The following is a 15,969-nucleotide window of genomic DNA, read 5'->3' as shown; positions in this document are numbered from 1 at the left end:
CGCTCCTACACAGGCAGGTTATCCACAGAGCGTGCCAATTACTTCAGTACCAGCGTTCTTCACCCGGTGGACGCTTCTTGAAGCGCTTCATGCTCCACATGTACTGGCTCGGATAAGCCCCGACATAGCGTTCCACGACTTTGCTCATCGCGGCGCAAGACGTCTCGGTATCCGTGCTGTACATGGCTTCCGGCGCGGCTTCGAGGATCACTTTGTACCCCGAGCCGTCCGGCAACCGCAGGGCATGCAGGAACACGCCGACTGCTTTGCCGCCCGCCAACATGTTCGGCACGAATTTGCTGGTCAGGGCCTGGGTGGCGAAGAACGGCACGAAGATCCCGGCGGATTCGGCCGGTTCCGGGTCGGCGGGAATGCCCACTGCACCACCTTTGCGCACTTCCTTGATCACGCTGAGGATGCCTTCCTTGGTGGAGGCCGCCACGCGGTTGCCCAATTGCACGCGTTGTTTGCGCAGCAAATCATCCACAGCCTTCAATTTCGGTGGACGATAGAAAATGATCGGTTTGCACTGGCTGCAATAGAAGTGGTTCAACACTTCCCAGTTGCCCAAGTGGCTGGTGATGCCGACCACACCTTTGCCGGACGCCAACGCATCCTTCAACACGTCGAGGCCTTCGACTTCGCGCACCAGGTCGATCGAACGCTGGGCCGGCCAGATCCAGGCGCAGGCGCTTTCGGTCAGGGACTTGCCGATGTCTTTCAGGCTCTGGCCGACCAGACGCTCGCGTTCGGCGGCATCCATCTCCGGGAAGCACTTGGCGAGGTTGATCCGCACCACGTCGCGGGAACGGTTGGGGGTTTTCCACATGACCCAGCCAATCGCCGAGCCCACCGCTTGCACTGCTCGCCACGGAAGCAAGGCAAACAGCCGCAGAGCGCCTACCAGCAAGGCGCCTTTAAACTTATCCACAGGTCACTCCTGATCTTGTGCTGTGTGCGAGGCGGTCATTCTAACCGCCGTTCGCCAGCGTCGCGTAGCGATCGCAATCCCGGGTGTGGTCCATGACCATGCCCGAGGCCTGCATCAGCGCATAACAAATGGTCGGGCCGACGAAGGTGAACCCGGCCTTTTTCAGGCCTTTGCTCATCTCCACGGCGACCGGCGTCACCGCCGGCACTTCGCTGCGATCCTTGAAATGATTGATCAGCGGTTTATCGCCGACGAAGGACCAGAGAAATTTCACTGGATCCTCCAGTGCCAACCAAGCCTGGGCGTTGCGCCGGGCCGCGTTGAGTTTGAGACGATTGCGAATGATCCCCGGATCGAGCATCAATTCATCGATTTCGGCGTCGCTCATTTGCGCCACGCGCTGTACGTCGAAGCCGAACAACACCTCGCGATAACGCTCACGTTTGCGCAACACGGTGAGCCATGAGAGGCCGGCCTGGAACCCTTCGAGCAAAAGCAACTCGAACAATCCCTGCGCATCGCGTAGCGGCGTGCCCCACTCCTGATCGTGATAAGCCATGTACAGCGGATCTTCGGAACACCAAAAGCAGCGTGGCATAAGGCTCCAGGGGGCGTGCGCAGCAACGAATCGGGTATACTCCCGCTCTTTAAATCGCAGCCCAAGAAACAGGTGAATTTCGTGAGCCAGCCTACGCCAGCCGTGCGTACCTTCCAAGACTTGATCCTCGCGCTCCAGCAATACTGGGCCGAGCAAGGTTGCGTGGTACTTCAGCCCTACGATATGGAAGTAGGCGCCGGCACTTTCCACACAGCCACGTTTCTGCGCGCCATCGGCCCGGAAACCTGGAACGCCGCTTATGTGCAGCCCAGTCGTCGCCCGACTGACGGCCGCTACGGCGAAAACCCGAACCGTCTGCAGCACTACTACCAGTTCCAGGTAGTCCTGAAGCCGAACCCGGACAACTTCCAGGAACTGTACCTGGGCTCCCTCAAGCACGTCGGCCTGGACCCATTGGTCCACGACATTCGCTTCGTCGAAGACAACTGGGAATCGCCGACACTCGGCGCCTGGGGTCTGGGCTGGGAAGTCTGGCTCAACGGCATGGAAGTGACGCAGTTCACTTACTTCCAGCAAGCGGGCGGCATCGAGTGCTACCCGGTGACCGGCGAAATCACTTACGGTCTGGAACGTCTGGCCATGTACCTGCAAGGCGTGGACTCGGTCTACGACCTGGTCTGGGCTGACGGTCCGATGGGCAAAGTGACTTACGGCGACGTGTTCCACCAGAACGAAGTCGAGCAATCGACTTACAACTTCGAACACGCCAATGTCGAGAAGCTGTTCGAGCTGTTCGATTTCTACGAAAGCGAAGCCAAGCGCCTGATCGAACTCGACCAGCCGCTGCCGTTGCCGAGCTACGAAATGGTGTTGAAGGCGTCCCATACCTTCAACCTGCTGGATGCGCGCCGGGCAATCTCCGTGACTGCGCGTCAGCAATACATTCTGCGTGTTCGCACCCTGGCGCGTTCCGTTGCGCAAGCCTACCTGCTGGCTCGCGCCAAGCTGGGCTTCCCGATGGCGACCCCGGACCTGCGTGACGAAGTGTTGGCTAAGCTGGAGGCTGCACAATGAGTGCTCTGGATTTCCTGGTTGAATTGGGCACCGAAGAACTGCCACCCAAAGCCCTGAACACCCTGGCCGACGCGTTTCTGGCCGGTATCGACAAGGGCCTGCAAGCTGCCGGCCTGAACTACGAGACCAAAACCGTCTACGCCGCGCCACGTCGCCTGGCCGTGCTGATCACCGCGCTGGCCACCCAGCAACCGGATCGCAGCATTAACCTCGACGGCCCGCCACGTCAGGCCGCGTTCGATGCCGACGGCAACCCGACTCAAGCAGCCCTGGGTTTCGCCAAGAAGTGCGGCGTCGACCTGAGCGAAATCGATCAGAGCGGTCCGAAACTGCGTTACAGCCAGAGCATCGCCGGCAAGCCGACCGCGAGCCTGCTGCCGACCATCGTCGAAGATTCCCTGAACGACCTGCCGATCCCGAAGCGCATGCGCTGGGGTGCTCGCAAAGAAGAATTCGTGCGTCCGACCCAATGGCTGGTGATGCTGCTCGGTGACCAGGTCATCGATTGCACGATCCTCGCCCAGAAGGCTGGCCGTGACTCCCGTGGTCACCGCTTCCACCACCCGCAAAGCGTGCGCATCACCGCGCCGGCCAACTACTTGGCCGATCTGCGTGGCGCCTACGTGCTGGCCGATGCCAACGAGCGTCGCGCACTGATCAGCAAGCGCACCGAAGAACTGGCGACGATGCAGGAAGGTACTGCGATTGTGCCGCCAGCCTTGCTCGATGAAGTGACCGCGCTGGTTGAATGGCCGGTGCCGCTGGTGTGCTCGTTCGAGGAACGCTTCCTCGACGTGCCGCAAGAAGCCTTGATCACCACCATGCAGGACAACCAGAAGTACTTCTGCCTGCTGGATGCCGACGGCAAGTTGCTGCCACGTTTCATTACCGTGGCCAACATCGAAAGCAAAGACCCGCAACAGATCATCGCCGGTAACGAGAAAGTGGTTCGCCCACGCCTGACCGACGCCGAGTTCTTCTTCAAGCAAGACAAGAAGCAGAAACTCGAAGACTTCAACCTGCGCCTGCAGAACGTGGTGTTCCAGGAAAAACTCGGCAGCGTCTACGACAAGGCCGAGCGCGTTTCCAAACTCGCGGCGTACATCGCGCAACGCATTGGCGGCAACGCAGCCTGGGCTTCCCGTGCCGGCCTGCTGTCCAAATGCGACCTGTCGACCGAAATGGTCGGTGAGTTCCCGGAGATGCAAGGTGTCGCCGGTTACTACTACGCCCTCAACGATGGCGAGCCGGAAGAAGTCGCCCTGGCGCTGAACGAGCAGTACATGCCGCGCGGTGCCGGCGCTGAACTGCCGACCACCCTGACCGGTGCGGCCGTGGCCATTGCCGACAAGCTCGATACCTTGGTCGGTATCTTCGGTATCGGCATGTTGCCAACCGGTAGCAAAGACCCGTATGCCCTGCGCCGTGCAGCATTGGGCGTGCTGCGCATCCTGATCGACAAGAAACTCGACCTCGACCTCAACGAAGCCGTGGCGTTTGCCGTGAATGCGTTCGGTACCAAGGTGAAGGCTGCCGGCCTGAATGACTCGGTGCTGGAATTCATCTTCGACCGTCTGCGTGCCCGTTATGAAGACGAAGGCGTGGATGTCGGTACTTACCTGTCGGTGCGTGCCCTGAAGCCGGGTTCGGCGCTGGACTTCGACCAACGCGTACAAGCGGTAGAAGCGTTCCGCAAGTTGCCGGAAGCCGCTGCTTTAGCCGCGGTGAACAAGCGCGTGTCGAACCTGTTGAGCAAGGTCGAAGGCTCCGTGCCGACGGTCGTTGAAGCCAAGTACTTCGACAATGCCAACGAGTTCTCCCTGTACTCGGCGATCCAGCAGGCTGACCAGGCTGTTCAGCCGATGGCAGCTGCCCGTCAGTATAGCGAATCCCTGGCGCGTCTGGCTGCCCTGCGCGAGCCGGTCGATGCATTCTTCGAAGCCGTGATGGTCAATGCGGATGACGCCAATGTGCGCGCCAACCGTTATGCACTGCTGTCGCGTCTGCGTGGGCTGTTCCTCGGCGTCGCCGATATTTCGCTGTTGGGGTAAGACTGTTTGAAACTGCTGATTCTCGATCGGGACGGGGTGATCAACTACGACTCCGACGCTTACATCAAGTCGGTGGAGGAGTGGATTCCGCTCCCCGGTTCGATCGAAGCCATCGCGCAGTTGAGCAAGGCCGGCTGGACGGTGGCGGTCGCTACCAACCAGTCGGGCATCGCTCGCGGCTATTACGACATCGCCACCCTGGACGCCATGCACGAGCGCTTGCGCACGTTGGTGGCGGAGCAGGGCGGTGAAGTCGGGCTGATCGTCTATTGCCCGCACGGGCCGGACGATGGCTGCGATTGCCGCAAGCCAAAACCCGGGATGTTGAAAACCATCGCCGCGCATTACAACGTGTCGCTGACTAATCTATGGTTTGTCGGCGATTCCCTTGGTGACCTAGAAGCCGCAAAAGCCGTCGATTCTCAGCCAGTTTTGGTAAAGACCGGGAAAGGCGAAAAGACTCTGGGTAAAACCCTACCGGTAGGCACCTTGATTTTTGACGATCTGGCGGCGATTGCCGCAGAACTTATCCACAATTAGAGCGTTTCGAGATTCCTGACCAAGGATTGATCGGGATTGCGCTTTATATAGACGGGCAGAGCCCGCACGGTAAACGTCACCATGTCGATACTGCAGGCCATCAGAACATTCCTCTTTTATCTGTTGCTGGGCACCAGCTCTTTGCTTTGGTGCAGCCTGAGCTTTTTCATCGCGCCTTTTCTGCCGTTCAAGGCCCGATATCGCTTCATTAATGTGTACTGGTGCCGCTGCGCCTTATGGCTGAGCAAAGTGTTCCTGGGCATCAGCTACGAAATCAAAGGCGCTGAAAACGTGCCTGACCAGCCCTGCGTGATTCAATCGAACCACCAGAGCACATGGGAGACGTTCTTTCTCTCCGCTTACTTCGAACCGTTGAGCCAGGTCCTCAAGCGTTCATTGCTGTTCGTGCCCTTCTTCGGTTGGGCGATGGCCATGCTGCGACCGATCGCCATCGACCGTGATAATCCCAAAGCCGCGCTCAAGCATGTGGCGAAGAAGGGCGATGAATTGTTGAAGGATGGTGTCTGGGTCCTGATCTTCCCGGAAGGCACTCGGGTTCCTTACGGCACCGTTGGCAAGTTCTCGCGCGGTGGTAGCGCTTTGGCGGTCAACGCCGCACTTCCGGTGCTGCCGATTGCACACAATGCGGGCAAGTTCTGGCCGAAAACCGGTTGGGCAAAGAAGCAGGGCGTGATCACCGTGATCATCGGTGAGCCGATGTACGCCGAGGGCAGTGGACCGCGAGCCGTTGCCGCATTGAACGATCGGGTCCAGGCCTGGAATGAGCAGATGCAACGCGATATGGGTTCGTTGCCACCGGCGCCTCAAGCACCCGCCGAGACGGATCAGGTGGCTGTCTGAGATTCTGTGGATAACCTGTGTACCGTTTTGTTGAAAAACGTCGTATTTAGTTTCTAGGCTTATGATTTATATACATATTTCTTAATCTCATAAAATCCCGAAAAAGGTGCATAAGTTTTTTCGGACGTAAAAAAACCGGCTGATATAGCCGGTTTTTTTATGCCCGGGTTTTATTCATCCAGCAGGGGGAATAGAAGGCTGAAACGGGTGCCTTTACCGACCTCACTGTGACATTCGATCCGGCCATCGTGGTGATCCACCACTGCCTTGACCATCGACAATCCCAACCCAATACCATCGATGCCTTGAGCCGAAGTAAACCGGCGATATTGGCTAAACAGCTCAGGCAATTCGTCGGCAGCGATGCCTTTGCCCTGATCGGTAAGCTCACAGGTCAGCCACCCCTCGCGACTGCTGACTTGCAGGCTGATACGCGTTCCGGAATCACTGTACTTGATGGCGTTTTCCAGCAAATTGAACAACGCCCGGGTCAGCAAACCCTGATCGGCCATGATCAAACTTTCCTGGGCATCGTCTTCGAGGTGGTGGACTAACTCGATCTGCTTCAACTGCGCAATGCTCAGGGCCTGGTCGAACACGTCCAGTACCAGCATTGCGAACAGGGTGGGTTGGAATTCATAGGCCTCTGACTCGGCCCTGGCCAATAACACGAAGCCGTCCGTGAGGTCCAAGGCCCGGCGCACCTGACGCTCAATCTGATCGAACAACTGCGTGTCGCCACCTACTTGGTGCCGATGCACGTCGAGCAACGCAAGGATCGCCGAATGCGGCGCCCGCAGGTCGTGGGACAAAAAGCGTAGCAGCACACCACGTTGCTCTTCGGCATCACGTTCGACACTCAGATCGGTCAGGCTCAACAACCAGCCAATCGGCGTTTCTCCGTCCACGGGCAACAATGCCGCGCGCTCCAGGCGCAGACTGCGTCCTTTGATATCCCTGAATTCCAGCAGGGCCAACGTCGATAAAAGCGGGCGCGCGCCATTCAGCAATTCCGGGTAGCCCAATCGCGCCAGTTGCTCAAGGATGTCATCGCCCACCAGATCGGCGCCGAACAAATCTCGGGCATTACGGTTACCGAGCAATATCCGGCCTCGCGGATCACTGATCAACGTCGCTACCGGTAGATACTCCAGTCCGTCGGCGATAAAGCGCCGGGTATCGCGGGTGCGACTCATGGCTTGTTCCAGCGCCATGATTTGCCCCTGCAAATGATCGCCAGTGGGAAACTGCACCCGACGGCGTTCCGGGAAGACTTTCGGTTCGTTGTCCAAGCGCGCCAGTTCCCAGCCGAAGTAGCTCAGCACCACACTCAGGCGCCGCCAATTCCAGATCAGGTAGCCCAACAGCATACCCATCAGGCTCGCCGCCGGGGACCACCACCAACGCAGTTCTGCCAGACAGGCGCTGATCAGCAGCGCGCAGCTCATGCCACCCAACGTCACCCACAGCGCCAGGCGCGGGCGCAGTAACAGCAAGCCGAGCACGCAAGCGACTAGACTGACTGACAACAACGCCTCCAGCGCTCCCGAACCCTTGAGCTCACTGGACTGGGCGCTGTACGAAAGCAGGGCGGTCAGGGGCAGCAGGATCAGACTTATCCACAACCACTCCCTGACCAATTGCCGGAACAAACGCTGGACCTGAGTCGGCTCACGGCTTTCACGACGGCGCTGATTCGTCATGGGCACGTCTGATAGGGCAGGGGGGAAGGCGTTAGATTCATGAGTCAGGAGTCTGATTGGGGGATTGAACCCGAAGAATCATAGCGGACGATGACCGACGCCGGTTTGCTTACTTTCACTCCGCCAGTCGAGCCGGTATCGTCTACCGCCCACCCGCCCTCAAGGAATTGCCGCACATGCGTGTCGCGATACTGGACGATGAACCCGCCGAACTGCGCCGGGTCGAACAGACCCTGCACCAAATGGCCGAACCGGGCGAACAGCCCTGGCTATTGCACAGCTTCGAGCGCGCGGAAGATCTGTTGCGCCAGCTGCGCCGGGAAACCTTCGACCTGCTGATCCTCGACTGGCAACTGCCAGACCTCAGCGGCCTCTCGCTGCTGCGCTGGACCCGCGAACACATGGATGCGCCGCCTGCCGCCATCATGCTCACCAGCCGCGACGCCGAGAGCGACATCGTCCAGGCACTGAATGCCGGGGCCGACGACTACGTCAGCAAGCCGTTCCGTCCCAATGAATTGAAAGCCCGTGTCGCTGCTGTATTGCGCAGGCACGGCCAGCAACGCGCAACGGCTACCGAAGTACTGAGTTTCAATGACCTGGTGTTTGATGACGCTGAACTGACCGTCACCCGCGCGGGTATCCCCATCGCCATGACCGAACGGGAATACAGTCTGGCGCGATGTTTATTCACCAACCTGGGCCGGCCGCTGTCTCGGGAATATCTGTATGGACGGTTCTGGAGCCATGAAGAGATGGTGTCTTCGCGACCACTGGACACTCACATCTATCGCCTGCGCAATAAGCTCGGGCTGACGGCTGATCGGGGTTGGCAGCTGCTGACGATTTATGGGTATGGGTATCGGTTGGAGAGTGTGGGGTCGGTCGGCGAATAAGATCAAAAGATCGCTGCCTTCGGCAGCGCCTACATTACGTAGGCTGCGATCTTTTGATTTGGGGCGCGACCTACACTCATTTCAGAAATTATTTGTCTTGTAGCTTTTTAACCGCAGACGCAATTTTCTTGATGCTATTTTCAGGAGTAGGGAGGTCTTCAGGCATCGTGCCTCCCAAATCAGAGATGGTTTCGCGAACTTTCCTGCCAACCTCAAGATGCACCTGATTTGCGTGCTGTTTACCCTTGACCTCATCACGGCGAAGTTTTTCTTCAGCCTGTGTAGCACGGAACAAGTTGGCGGCTAATTCAGTAGACCCCATGTGATCAAGAATCTTCTGACTCTTCTTTAGTCCCTTTCGGATGTGGATAGCTTTTTGATCAAGCCCCCCATAGAGGCCTTGATATCCATGATTCTGGAATATGGCGAAATCCAGACCGGTTTCCACACCAGCCAGTTGAGCTACCTCGACAAGCTGCTTGTTGTGCTCCTTAAGCTCGTTGCGAAGCAGCAAACGCTTCTGATCTTCTTTCAGTTGCTGGAAGGTAGTGTCGTCAGCAAGCTCTTGCCGACGTGTCTGAATAGCGAAGTATGTCTGCCCTGCAGCGATAACTGGTTTGGAAGGATCACCATTCTGCACAACCAGGTAACACGCGTAGCGCGAGAGCTTTACATCCGGCAGTTCCCGCCGCGCGCCCGAACCAATCGTGACCATTGCGAGCGTATCCTCGAAATGGTCATCAATGGCGAACCCACTACTCGTGCAGGCTTCTTTTGCTCGAGCTAAAACGGGTTGGAAATGTCGATATTCTGAGTATTCGAGCAGCTTGGACAAGCTTCTCGCTGACCAAAATTCCGCGCCGTTTTCATCTGTTTGCTTCCGTTCTTCGAAAGACTGATGCTGCTCGTTCATAAGCCTCATTCCTCGCCAATCATTGATCAGTAGCAATAGCGCAGCCTGTCAATGTTAACCGTCCAGTAAAGTACGATGCGCTGGTTCATCGAACTACGATAACCGGACTCTTATTAATTGACTGATCCTAATACAAAAACCCCGGCTTGAAGGCCGGGGTTTTGTTTGGCAGAGCGGAAATAGGCCGCCCATTTGTGACATTTAATGTGCCATCTACAATTGGATCAGAAGTCCAGGTTGGAAACCGCCAGGGCATTGCTTTCGATGAAGTCACGGCGGGGTTCGACCGCATCACCCATCAGGGTGTTGAAGATCTGGTCCGCGCCAATGGCGTCTTCGATGGTCACTTTAAGCATCCGGCGCTGCGCTGGGTCCATGGTGGTTTCCCACAGCTGATCCGGGTTCATTTCGCCCAGACCTTTGTATCGCTGGATGGTGTGGCGCTTGGTGCTTTCAGCCATCAGCCATTCAAGGGCTTCCTTGAACTCGGTCACCGGCTTCTTGCGCTCGCCGCGCTGGATGTACGCGCCGTCGTCGAGCAAGGTGCTCAATTGAGCGCCCAGGGAAACGACGGTTTTGTAATCGTTGCTGCCGAAGAAATCGCGGTTGAAGGTGATGTAGTTCGACAGGCCGTGGGAGATCAGTTCGACCTCTGGCAGCCAGACGTTACGTTCACGGTCTTCACGCAGGCTGGCTTTGTAGACCAGGCCAGACTTCTCGACAGTACGCAGGCGCACTTCGAACTGAGCCATCCAATCCTGCATCGCTGCGTGATCGGACAGTTGCTCCATGCTCACCGCTGGCAGGTAGATGAAGTGCTCGGTCAGTTCCTGTGGGTACAGGCGCGACAGACGCTTGAGGGTCTTCATCACCAGACGGAAGTCATTCACCAGACGCTCAAGCGCTTCACCGGAGATGCCCGGGGCTTCTTCGTTCAGGTGCAGGCTCGCATCTTCCAGGGCCGACTGCGTCATGTACTCTTCCATGGCGTCGTCGTCTTTGATGTATTGCTCTTGCTTGCCTTTCTTGACCTTGTACAGCGGCGGCTGGGCGATGTAGATGTAGCCGCGTTCGATCAGCTCCGGCAACTGACGGAAGAAGAAGGTCAGCAGCAGGGTACGGATGTGCGAACCGTCGACGTCAGCATCGGTCATGATGATGATGTTGTGATAACGCAGCTTGTCGATGTTGTACTCGTCGCGGCCGATGCCGCAGCCCAGCGCGGTGATCAAGGTGCCCACTTCTTGCGAAGAGATCATCTTGTCGAAACGCGCCTTCTCGACGTTCAGGATCTTGCCTTTCAACGGCAGGATGGCCTGGGTGCGACGGTTGCGACCCTGCTTGGCGGAACCGCCAGCAGAGTCACCTTCCACGAGGTACAGTTCGGACAGGGCAGGGTCTTTTTCCTGGCAGTCAGCCAGTTTGCCCGGCAGGCCGGCGATATCCAGCGCGCCTTTACGACGGGTCATCTCACGGGCTTTACGCGCCGCTTCACGCGCGCGAGCCGCGTCGATCATCTTGCCGACGACCAGTTTGGCTTCGTTCGGATTTTCCAGCAGGAAGTCGGAGAAGTACTTGCCCATTTCCTGCTCGACCGCGGTCTTCACTTCGGAAGAAACCAGCTTGTCTTTAGTCTGGGAGCTGAACTTCGGATCCGGCACCTTCACCGAAATAATCGCGGTCAGGCCTTCACGGGCATCGTCACCGGTGGTGGCGACTTTGTGCTTCTTCGCCAGGCCTTCCGCTTCGATGTAGGTGTTCAGGTTACGCGTCAGCGCGGAACGGAAACCCACCAGGTGAGTACCGCCGTCGCGCTGAGGAATGTTGTTGGTGAAGCACAACAGGTTCTCGTTGAAGCTGTCGTTCCACTGCAGGGCGATTTCCACGCCGATGCCGTCTTCACGCTGGATGTTGAAGTGGAACACCTGGTTGACCGGAGTCTTGTTGGTGTTCAGGTATTCAACGAACGCACGCAGACCGCCTTCGTACTTGAACAGCTCTTCCTTGCCGCTGCGCTCATCCTTGAGGACGATGCCAACACCGGAGTTCAGGAAGGACAGTTCACGAATCCGCTTGGCCAGGATGTCCCAGCTGAAGTGGATGTTCTTGAAGGTCAGGTCGGACGGTTTGAAGTGAATCTGGGTACCGGTGGTTTCGCTCTCGCCGACGATTTTCATCGGCTCTTTCGGAACACCGTGGATGTAAGTCTGTTCCCAGATCTTGCCGCTGCGGCGCACTGTGAGAACAAGCTCTTCGGACAGAGCGTTCACCACTGACACACCTACACCGTGCAGGCCGCCGGATACTTTGTAGGAGTTGTCATCGAACTTACCGCCGGCGTGCAGCACGGTCATGATGACCTCGGCTGCGGAAACGCCTTCTTCTTTGTGCACATCCACCGGGATGCCACGACCGTTGTCACGCACGGTGATGGATTCGTCCGGGTGGATGATGATGCTGATGTCGTCGCAGTGGCCAGCGAGCGCCTCATCGATGGAGTTGTCGACTACCTCGAAGACCATGTGGTGCAGACCGCTGCCATCGTCTGTGTCACCAATGTACATACCGGGACGTTTACGGACGGCATCCAGGCCTTTCAGCACCTTAATGCTCGTTGAGTCGTAGGTATTCGTATTTTCTTCGCTCAATGCCTTCACTCCCGATGGTCGTGGGTCTGGGTGATACGGCCCTGTTCCACGTGGAACAAAGCGACTGGCGTTTCCGTCTGCCAGCCTTCCCTCAATAATTCGTGATCTACACAGGTGATAAACACCTGGCAGCGTAAGTCTTCCAGCAAGCGGCAAAGCGCACGGCGGTGTTGCTCGTCCAGTTCGGACGGCAAGTCATCCACCAGATAAATACACTGGCCGCGTCGGGCCTGGCTAACCAGGTGCCCCTGGGCAATCCGCAATGCACAAACCACCAACTTCTGCTGACCCCGAGACAATATGTCCGCGGCGTTATGTGCGCCCAATCGAAGACGCAAATCAGCGCGTTGTGGTCCGGCCTGGGTATGACCCATTTGCTGATCCCGCTGAAGGGACCCGGCAAGCACGGCACTTAGTTCGCGCTCTTTGTCCCAACCTCGGTAATAGCTCAGCGTTAAGCCCTCGAGCTCAACCAGTTCGCTCAAGGTCTGTTCAAAGACTGGTTTCAAGGCTTTGATATAAGCGCGGCGGTATTCATCAATTTCTGCGCTGGCCTGGCACAGTTCCCTGTCCCAAACCGCTTGCGAAACGGCGTCAAGTGTACCATGCCGCAGCCAAGAGTTTCTCTGGCGCAGGGCCTTCTGCAAGCGCTGCCAAGTGGACATGAATCGCGGTTCCACGTGGAACACACCCCAGTCGAGAAACTGCCTCCGAATCTTGGGTGCACCTTCTAACAACCGGAAACTATCCGGGTTGATCAGCTGCAACGGCAGGATCTCTGCCAGTTGCGCCGCGCTGCGGGCGTTCTGCCCGTCAATGCGGATCTGGAACTCACCCTGGCGGTCTCGCGATATCCCCAAGGCGCTGTGCCCGCCTTCGGCCAATTCCACCTGACCAAACACCGTGCACGCCAGTTGCTCGTACTGAATCACAGGTAAAAGACGGCTGCTACGAAACGAACGGGCAAGCCCCAGCAGATGAATGGCTTCCAGAACACTGGTTTTGCCGCTGCCGTTGGCGCCGTAAAGAATGTTGATTCGGGGAGAGGGGGAGAAGGTCACCGGGTGCAGATTGCGCACCGCGGTGACCGAGACGCGACTTAAGGACATCTAGCTTCTGCTGGGCATGATTACAGACGCATCGGCATGACAACGTAGGCCGAGTCGTCGTTGTCGGACTCTTGCACCAGCGCACTGCTGTTGGAGTCGGACAGGATCAGGCGAACCTGCTCGGTGGTCATCACGCCCAGTACGTCGAGCAGGTAGCTCACGTTGAAGCCGATTTCCAGATTGCCGCCGTTGTACTCAACGCCCACTTCTTCTTCCGCTTCTTCCTGCTCCGGGTTATTCGCCTGGATCTTCAGCTGACCGTTGGCCAGTTGCAGACGGATGCCGCGGTACTTCTCGTTGGACAGAATCGCGGTACGGCTGAAGGCTTCACGCAGAGCTTGGCGATCACCCAGCACAAGCTTGTCGCCACCTTTCGGCAGAACACGCTCGTAGTCCGGGAACTTGCCGTCGACCAGTTTCGAGGTGAAGGTGAACTCGCCGGTGGTCGCACGGATGTGGTGTTGACCCAGGACGATGCTGACAAGGCCATCCGGCTCGGTCAGCAGACGCGCCAGCTCAAGGATACCCTTGCGCGGCACGATCACCTGGTGACGATCCGGCTGACCGATATCGGCTTTCATCGAGCACATGGCCAGACGGTGACCGTCGGTGGCCACGGCGCGGATGATGCCTTCGGAAACTTCCAACAGCATGCCGTTGAGGTAGTAACGCACGTCCTGCTGGGCCATGGCGAAGCTGGTGCGTTCAATCAGACGACGCAGTTTGCTTTGCTCCAGGCTGCAGGTCAGCGAACCCGGACCTTCTTCAACCGTTGGGAAATCGTTGGCCGGCAGGGTCGACAAGGTGAAGCGGCTACGGCCGGCCTTCACCACGAGCTTCTGCTCATCGACCTTGATGTCGATCAGCGCATCGTTCGGCAGGCTCTTGCAGATGTCCATCAGCTTGCGCGCAGGCACAGTGATAGAACCTGGATCAGCCGGCTCTTCGAGTTGCACACGACCAACCAGCTCGACTTCCAGGTCGGTACCGGTCAGCGACAGTTGCTGGCCTTCGACAACCAGCAGCACGTTGGAGAGCACCGGCAAGGTCTGTCGGCGCTCGACGACGCCTGCGACCAGTTGCAGGGGTTTCAACAGGGCTTCGCGTTGAATGGTGAAATGCATGGTCTAGTCCCTTGCCTTAATAAGCTGCGCTGGTGTTCATCAAGTGGTCAGTGTACGCAGCAGGTTCTTGTAGTCCTCGCGGATGTCCGCGTCGGATTCCTTAAGTTCGTTGATCTTGCGGCAGGCGTGCAAAACAGTCGTGTGGTCGCGGCCGCCAAACACATCACCGATTTCCGGCAGGCTGTGGTTAGTCAACTCTTTGGAGAGGGCCATTGCAACCTGACGCGGACGTGCGACCGAGCGCGAACGACGCTTGGACAGCAGGTCGGAGATCTTGATCTTGTAGTACTCGGCGACGGTGCGCTGAATGTTATCCACAGAGACCAGTTTGTCTTGCAGCGCCAACAAGTCTTTCAGGGATTCGCGAATCAACTCGATGGTGATGTCGCGCCCCATGAAGTGCGAGTGGGCGATCACGCGTTTGAGCGCGCCTTCCAGCTCACGGACGTTGGAGCGAATACGCTGGGCAATGAAGAACGCCGCGTCGTGGGGCAGATCGACTTTGGCCTGGTCGGCCTTTTTCATCAGGATCGCCACGCGGGTTTCCAGCTCCGGCGGCTCGACGGCAACCGTCAGGCCCCAGCCGAAGCGGGATTTGAGGCGCTCTTCAAGGCCTTCGATTTCTTTCGGGTAGCGGTCACTGGTGAGAATGACCTGCTGGCCACCTTCAAGCAGGGCGTTGAAGGTGTGGAAAAACTCTTCCTGGGAACGTTCCTTGCGAGCGAAGAACTGAATGTCATCGATCAGCAGCGCATCCACCGAGCGGTAGAAGCGCTTGAATTCGTTGATCGCGTTCAGTTGCAGCGCCTTGACCATGTCGGCCACGAAACGCTCGGAATGCAGGTACACGACCTTGGCATTCGGGTTCTTCTTTAATAGGTGGTTACCCACAGCGTGCATCAAGTGGGTCTTACCCAAACCAACGCCACCATAAAGGAAGAGCGGGTTGTAACCGTGCTTGGGATTGTCCGCCACTTGCCAGGCCGCGGCCCGGGCCAGCTGGTTGGACTTACCTTCGACGAAGTTCTCGAAGGTAAAAGTGCGGTTCAGGTAGCTGGTGTGCTTGAGCGCGCCTTCGACCTGCACAGTGCGTTGTTCGGCACGGACCGGGGCCTGTTGCGAACTGGCACCAGCCATCGGGTCGAAGCTGTCGCGAGACGGCTCTTCGCTGACTTCGGCAACTTTTTGAGTTGCACGTTTGGTCTGGGTGGCGGCTGGCGCTGGGGCTGGAGCGCTGACAGGTGCCTGGGCAGTCTGAGCCTGGGAAGCTGCGGCGGCCAGCGGAGCATTGGGTGCCGCACGCGGTGCCGAACTGCGTTTGCTGCCTATTAATAAGGAAAGCACCGGCGCAATGCCGTTGCCATGCTCATCCAGCAGTTCGAGAACGCGGCCCAGGTACTTTTCGTTGACCCAGTCGAGAACAAAACGGTTCGGTGCGTAGACACGCAACTCGTCGCCTTCGGCTTCGACCTGTAGTGGACGGATCCAAGTGTTGAATTGTTGGGCAGGCAGCTCATCGCGCAAAAGCTCCACGCACTGCTGCCAAAGTTCCACTGACAC

Annotated in this window: 13 protein-coding genes; 5 read left to right on the top strand and 8 right to left on the bottom strand. The window is 57.9% G+C overall.

Going from position 1 to position 15,969, the window contains the following annotated elements:
• Positions 1-43: 43 nt before the first annotated feature.
• On the bottom strand, positions 44-931 hold the full coding sequence (locus tag LOY68_RS00065) for a lysophospholipid acyltransferase (protein WP_054048093.1): 888 nt from the start codon (positions 929-931) through the stop codon (positions 44-46).
• 40 nt (positions 932-971) lie between these two features.
• Positions 972-1,529: a DNA-3-methyladenine glycosylase I gene (gene tag, locus LOY68_RS00060; protein WP_265042314.1), complete on the bottom strand. Its 558-nt coding sequence runs from the start codon at positions 1,527-1,529 to the stop codon at positions 972-974.
• Between the two features lie 81 nt (positions 1,530-1,610).
• Between tag and glyQ the strand changes: the two genes are divergently transcribed.
• The 4 genes from glyQ to LOY68_RS00040 all read left to right on the top strand — a co-directional run bounded on the left by glyQ (position 1,611) and on the right by LOY68_RS00040 (position 6,016).
• On the top strand, positions 1,611-2,564 hold the full coding sequence (gene glyQ, locus LOY68_RS00055; protein WP_008155694.1) for a glycine--tRNA ligase subunit alpha: 954 nt from the start codon (positions 1,611-1,613) through the stop codon (positions 2,562-2,564).
• Positions 2,561-4,615 carry a glycine--tRNA ligase subunit beta gene (glyS, locus tag LOY68_RS00050; RefSeq protein ID WP_265042309.1) on the top strand — a complete coding sequence of 685 codons (2,055 nt, stop codon included), beginning with the start codon at positions 2,561-2,563 and terminating at the stop codon, positions 4,613-4,615. Before glyQ ends, glyS begins: the two co-directional genes overlap by 4 nt.
• 6 nt (positions 4,616-4,621) lie before the next feature.
• Positions 4,622-5,155: a D-glycero-beta-D-manno-heptose 1,7-bisphosphate 7-phosphatase gene (gmhB, locus tag LOY68_RS00045; RefSeq protein ID WP_163910524.1), complete on the top strand. Its 534-nt coding sequence runs from the start codon at positions 4,622-4,624 to the stop codon at positions 5,153-5,155.
• Between the two features lie 81 nt (positions 5,156-5,236).
• Positions 5,237-6,016, top strand: a complete 780-nt coding sequence (locus LOY68_RS00040; protein WP_265042307.1) for a lysophospholipid acyltransferase family protein — start codon at positions 5,237-5,239, stop codon at positions 6,014-6,016.
• Positions 6,017-6,186: 170 nt separating this feature from the next.
• On the opposite strand, the gene LOY68_RS00035 is transcribed toward LOY68_RS00040, so the two are convergent.
• Positions 6,187-7,719, bottom strand: coding sequence for a sensor histidine kinase (locus LOY68_RS00035; protein ID WP_265042305.1), 1,533 nt, complete (start codon positions 7,717-7,719; stop codon positions 6,187-6,189).
• Between the two features lie 176 nt (positions 7,720-7,895).
• Here LOY68_RS00035 and LOY68_RS00030 point away from each other — a divergent pair, with 176 nt between their 5' ends.
• A complete protein-coding gene (locus tag LOY68_RS00030; RefSeq protein ID WP_163910527.1) occupies positions 7,896-8,615 on the top strand; it encodes a response regulator transcription factor in 720 nt (239 codons plus the stop codon).
• Between the two features lie 88 nt (positions 8,616-8,703).
• Here the strand turns inward: LOY68_RS00030 and dinD are convergent, their stop codons facing one another.
• The 5 genes from dinD to dnaA all read right to left on the bottom strand — a co-directional run bounded on the left by dinD (position 8,704) and on the right by dnaA (position 15,969).
• The gene (dinD, locus tag LOY68_RS00025) at positions 8,704-9,528 is read right to left on the bottom strand and encodes a DNA damage-inducible protein D (RefSeq protein WP_265042303.1); all 825 of its coding nucleotides are present in this window, start codon (positions 9,526-9,528) and stop codon (positions 8,704-8,706) included.
• Positions 9,529-9,752: 224 nt separating this feature from the next.
• Entirely contained in the window at positions 9,753-12,176 is a 2,424-nt protein-coding gene (gene gyrB, locus LOY68_RS00020) for a DNA topoisomerase (ATP-hydrolyzing) subunit B (protein ID WP_123408550.1), read from the bottom strand.
• Positions 12,177-12,181: 5 nt separating this feature from the next.
• On the bottom strand, positions 12,182-13,285 hold the full coding sequence (recF, locus tag LOY68_RS00015; protein ID WP_054048131.1) for a DNA replication/repair protein RecF: 1,104 nt from the start codon (positions 13,283-13,285) through the stop codon (positions 12,182-12,184).
• A 20-nt stretch (positions 13,286-13,305) separates the two neighbouring features.
• Complete coding sequence (gene dnaN, locus LOY68_RS00010; RefSeq protein ID WP_054048133.1) at positions 13,306-14,409, bottom strand: DNA polymerase III subunit beta; 1,104 nt, start codon at positions 14,407-14,409, stop codon at positions 13,306-13,308.
• Between the two features lie 39 nt (positions 14,410-14,448).
• A complete protein-coding gene (dnaA, locus tag LOY68_RS00005) occupies positions 14,449-15,969 on the bottom strand; it encodes a chromosomal replication initiator protein DnaA (RefSeq protein ID WP_054048135.1) in 1,521 nt (506 codons plus the stop codon).

This window comes from Pseudomonas sp. B21-053 (assembly GCF_026016365.1).
Taxonomy (GTDB): domain Bacteria; phylum Pseudomonadota; class Gammaproteobacteria; order Pseudomonadales; family Pseudomonadaceae; genus Aquipseudomonas; species Aquipseudomonas nunensis.
Note: the sequence above shows the minus strand (reverse complement) of the source record. Positions and strands in the feature narration are given on the sequence as shown.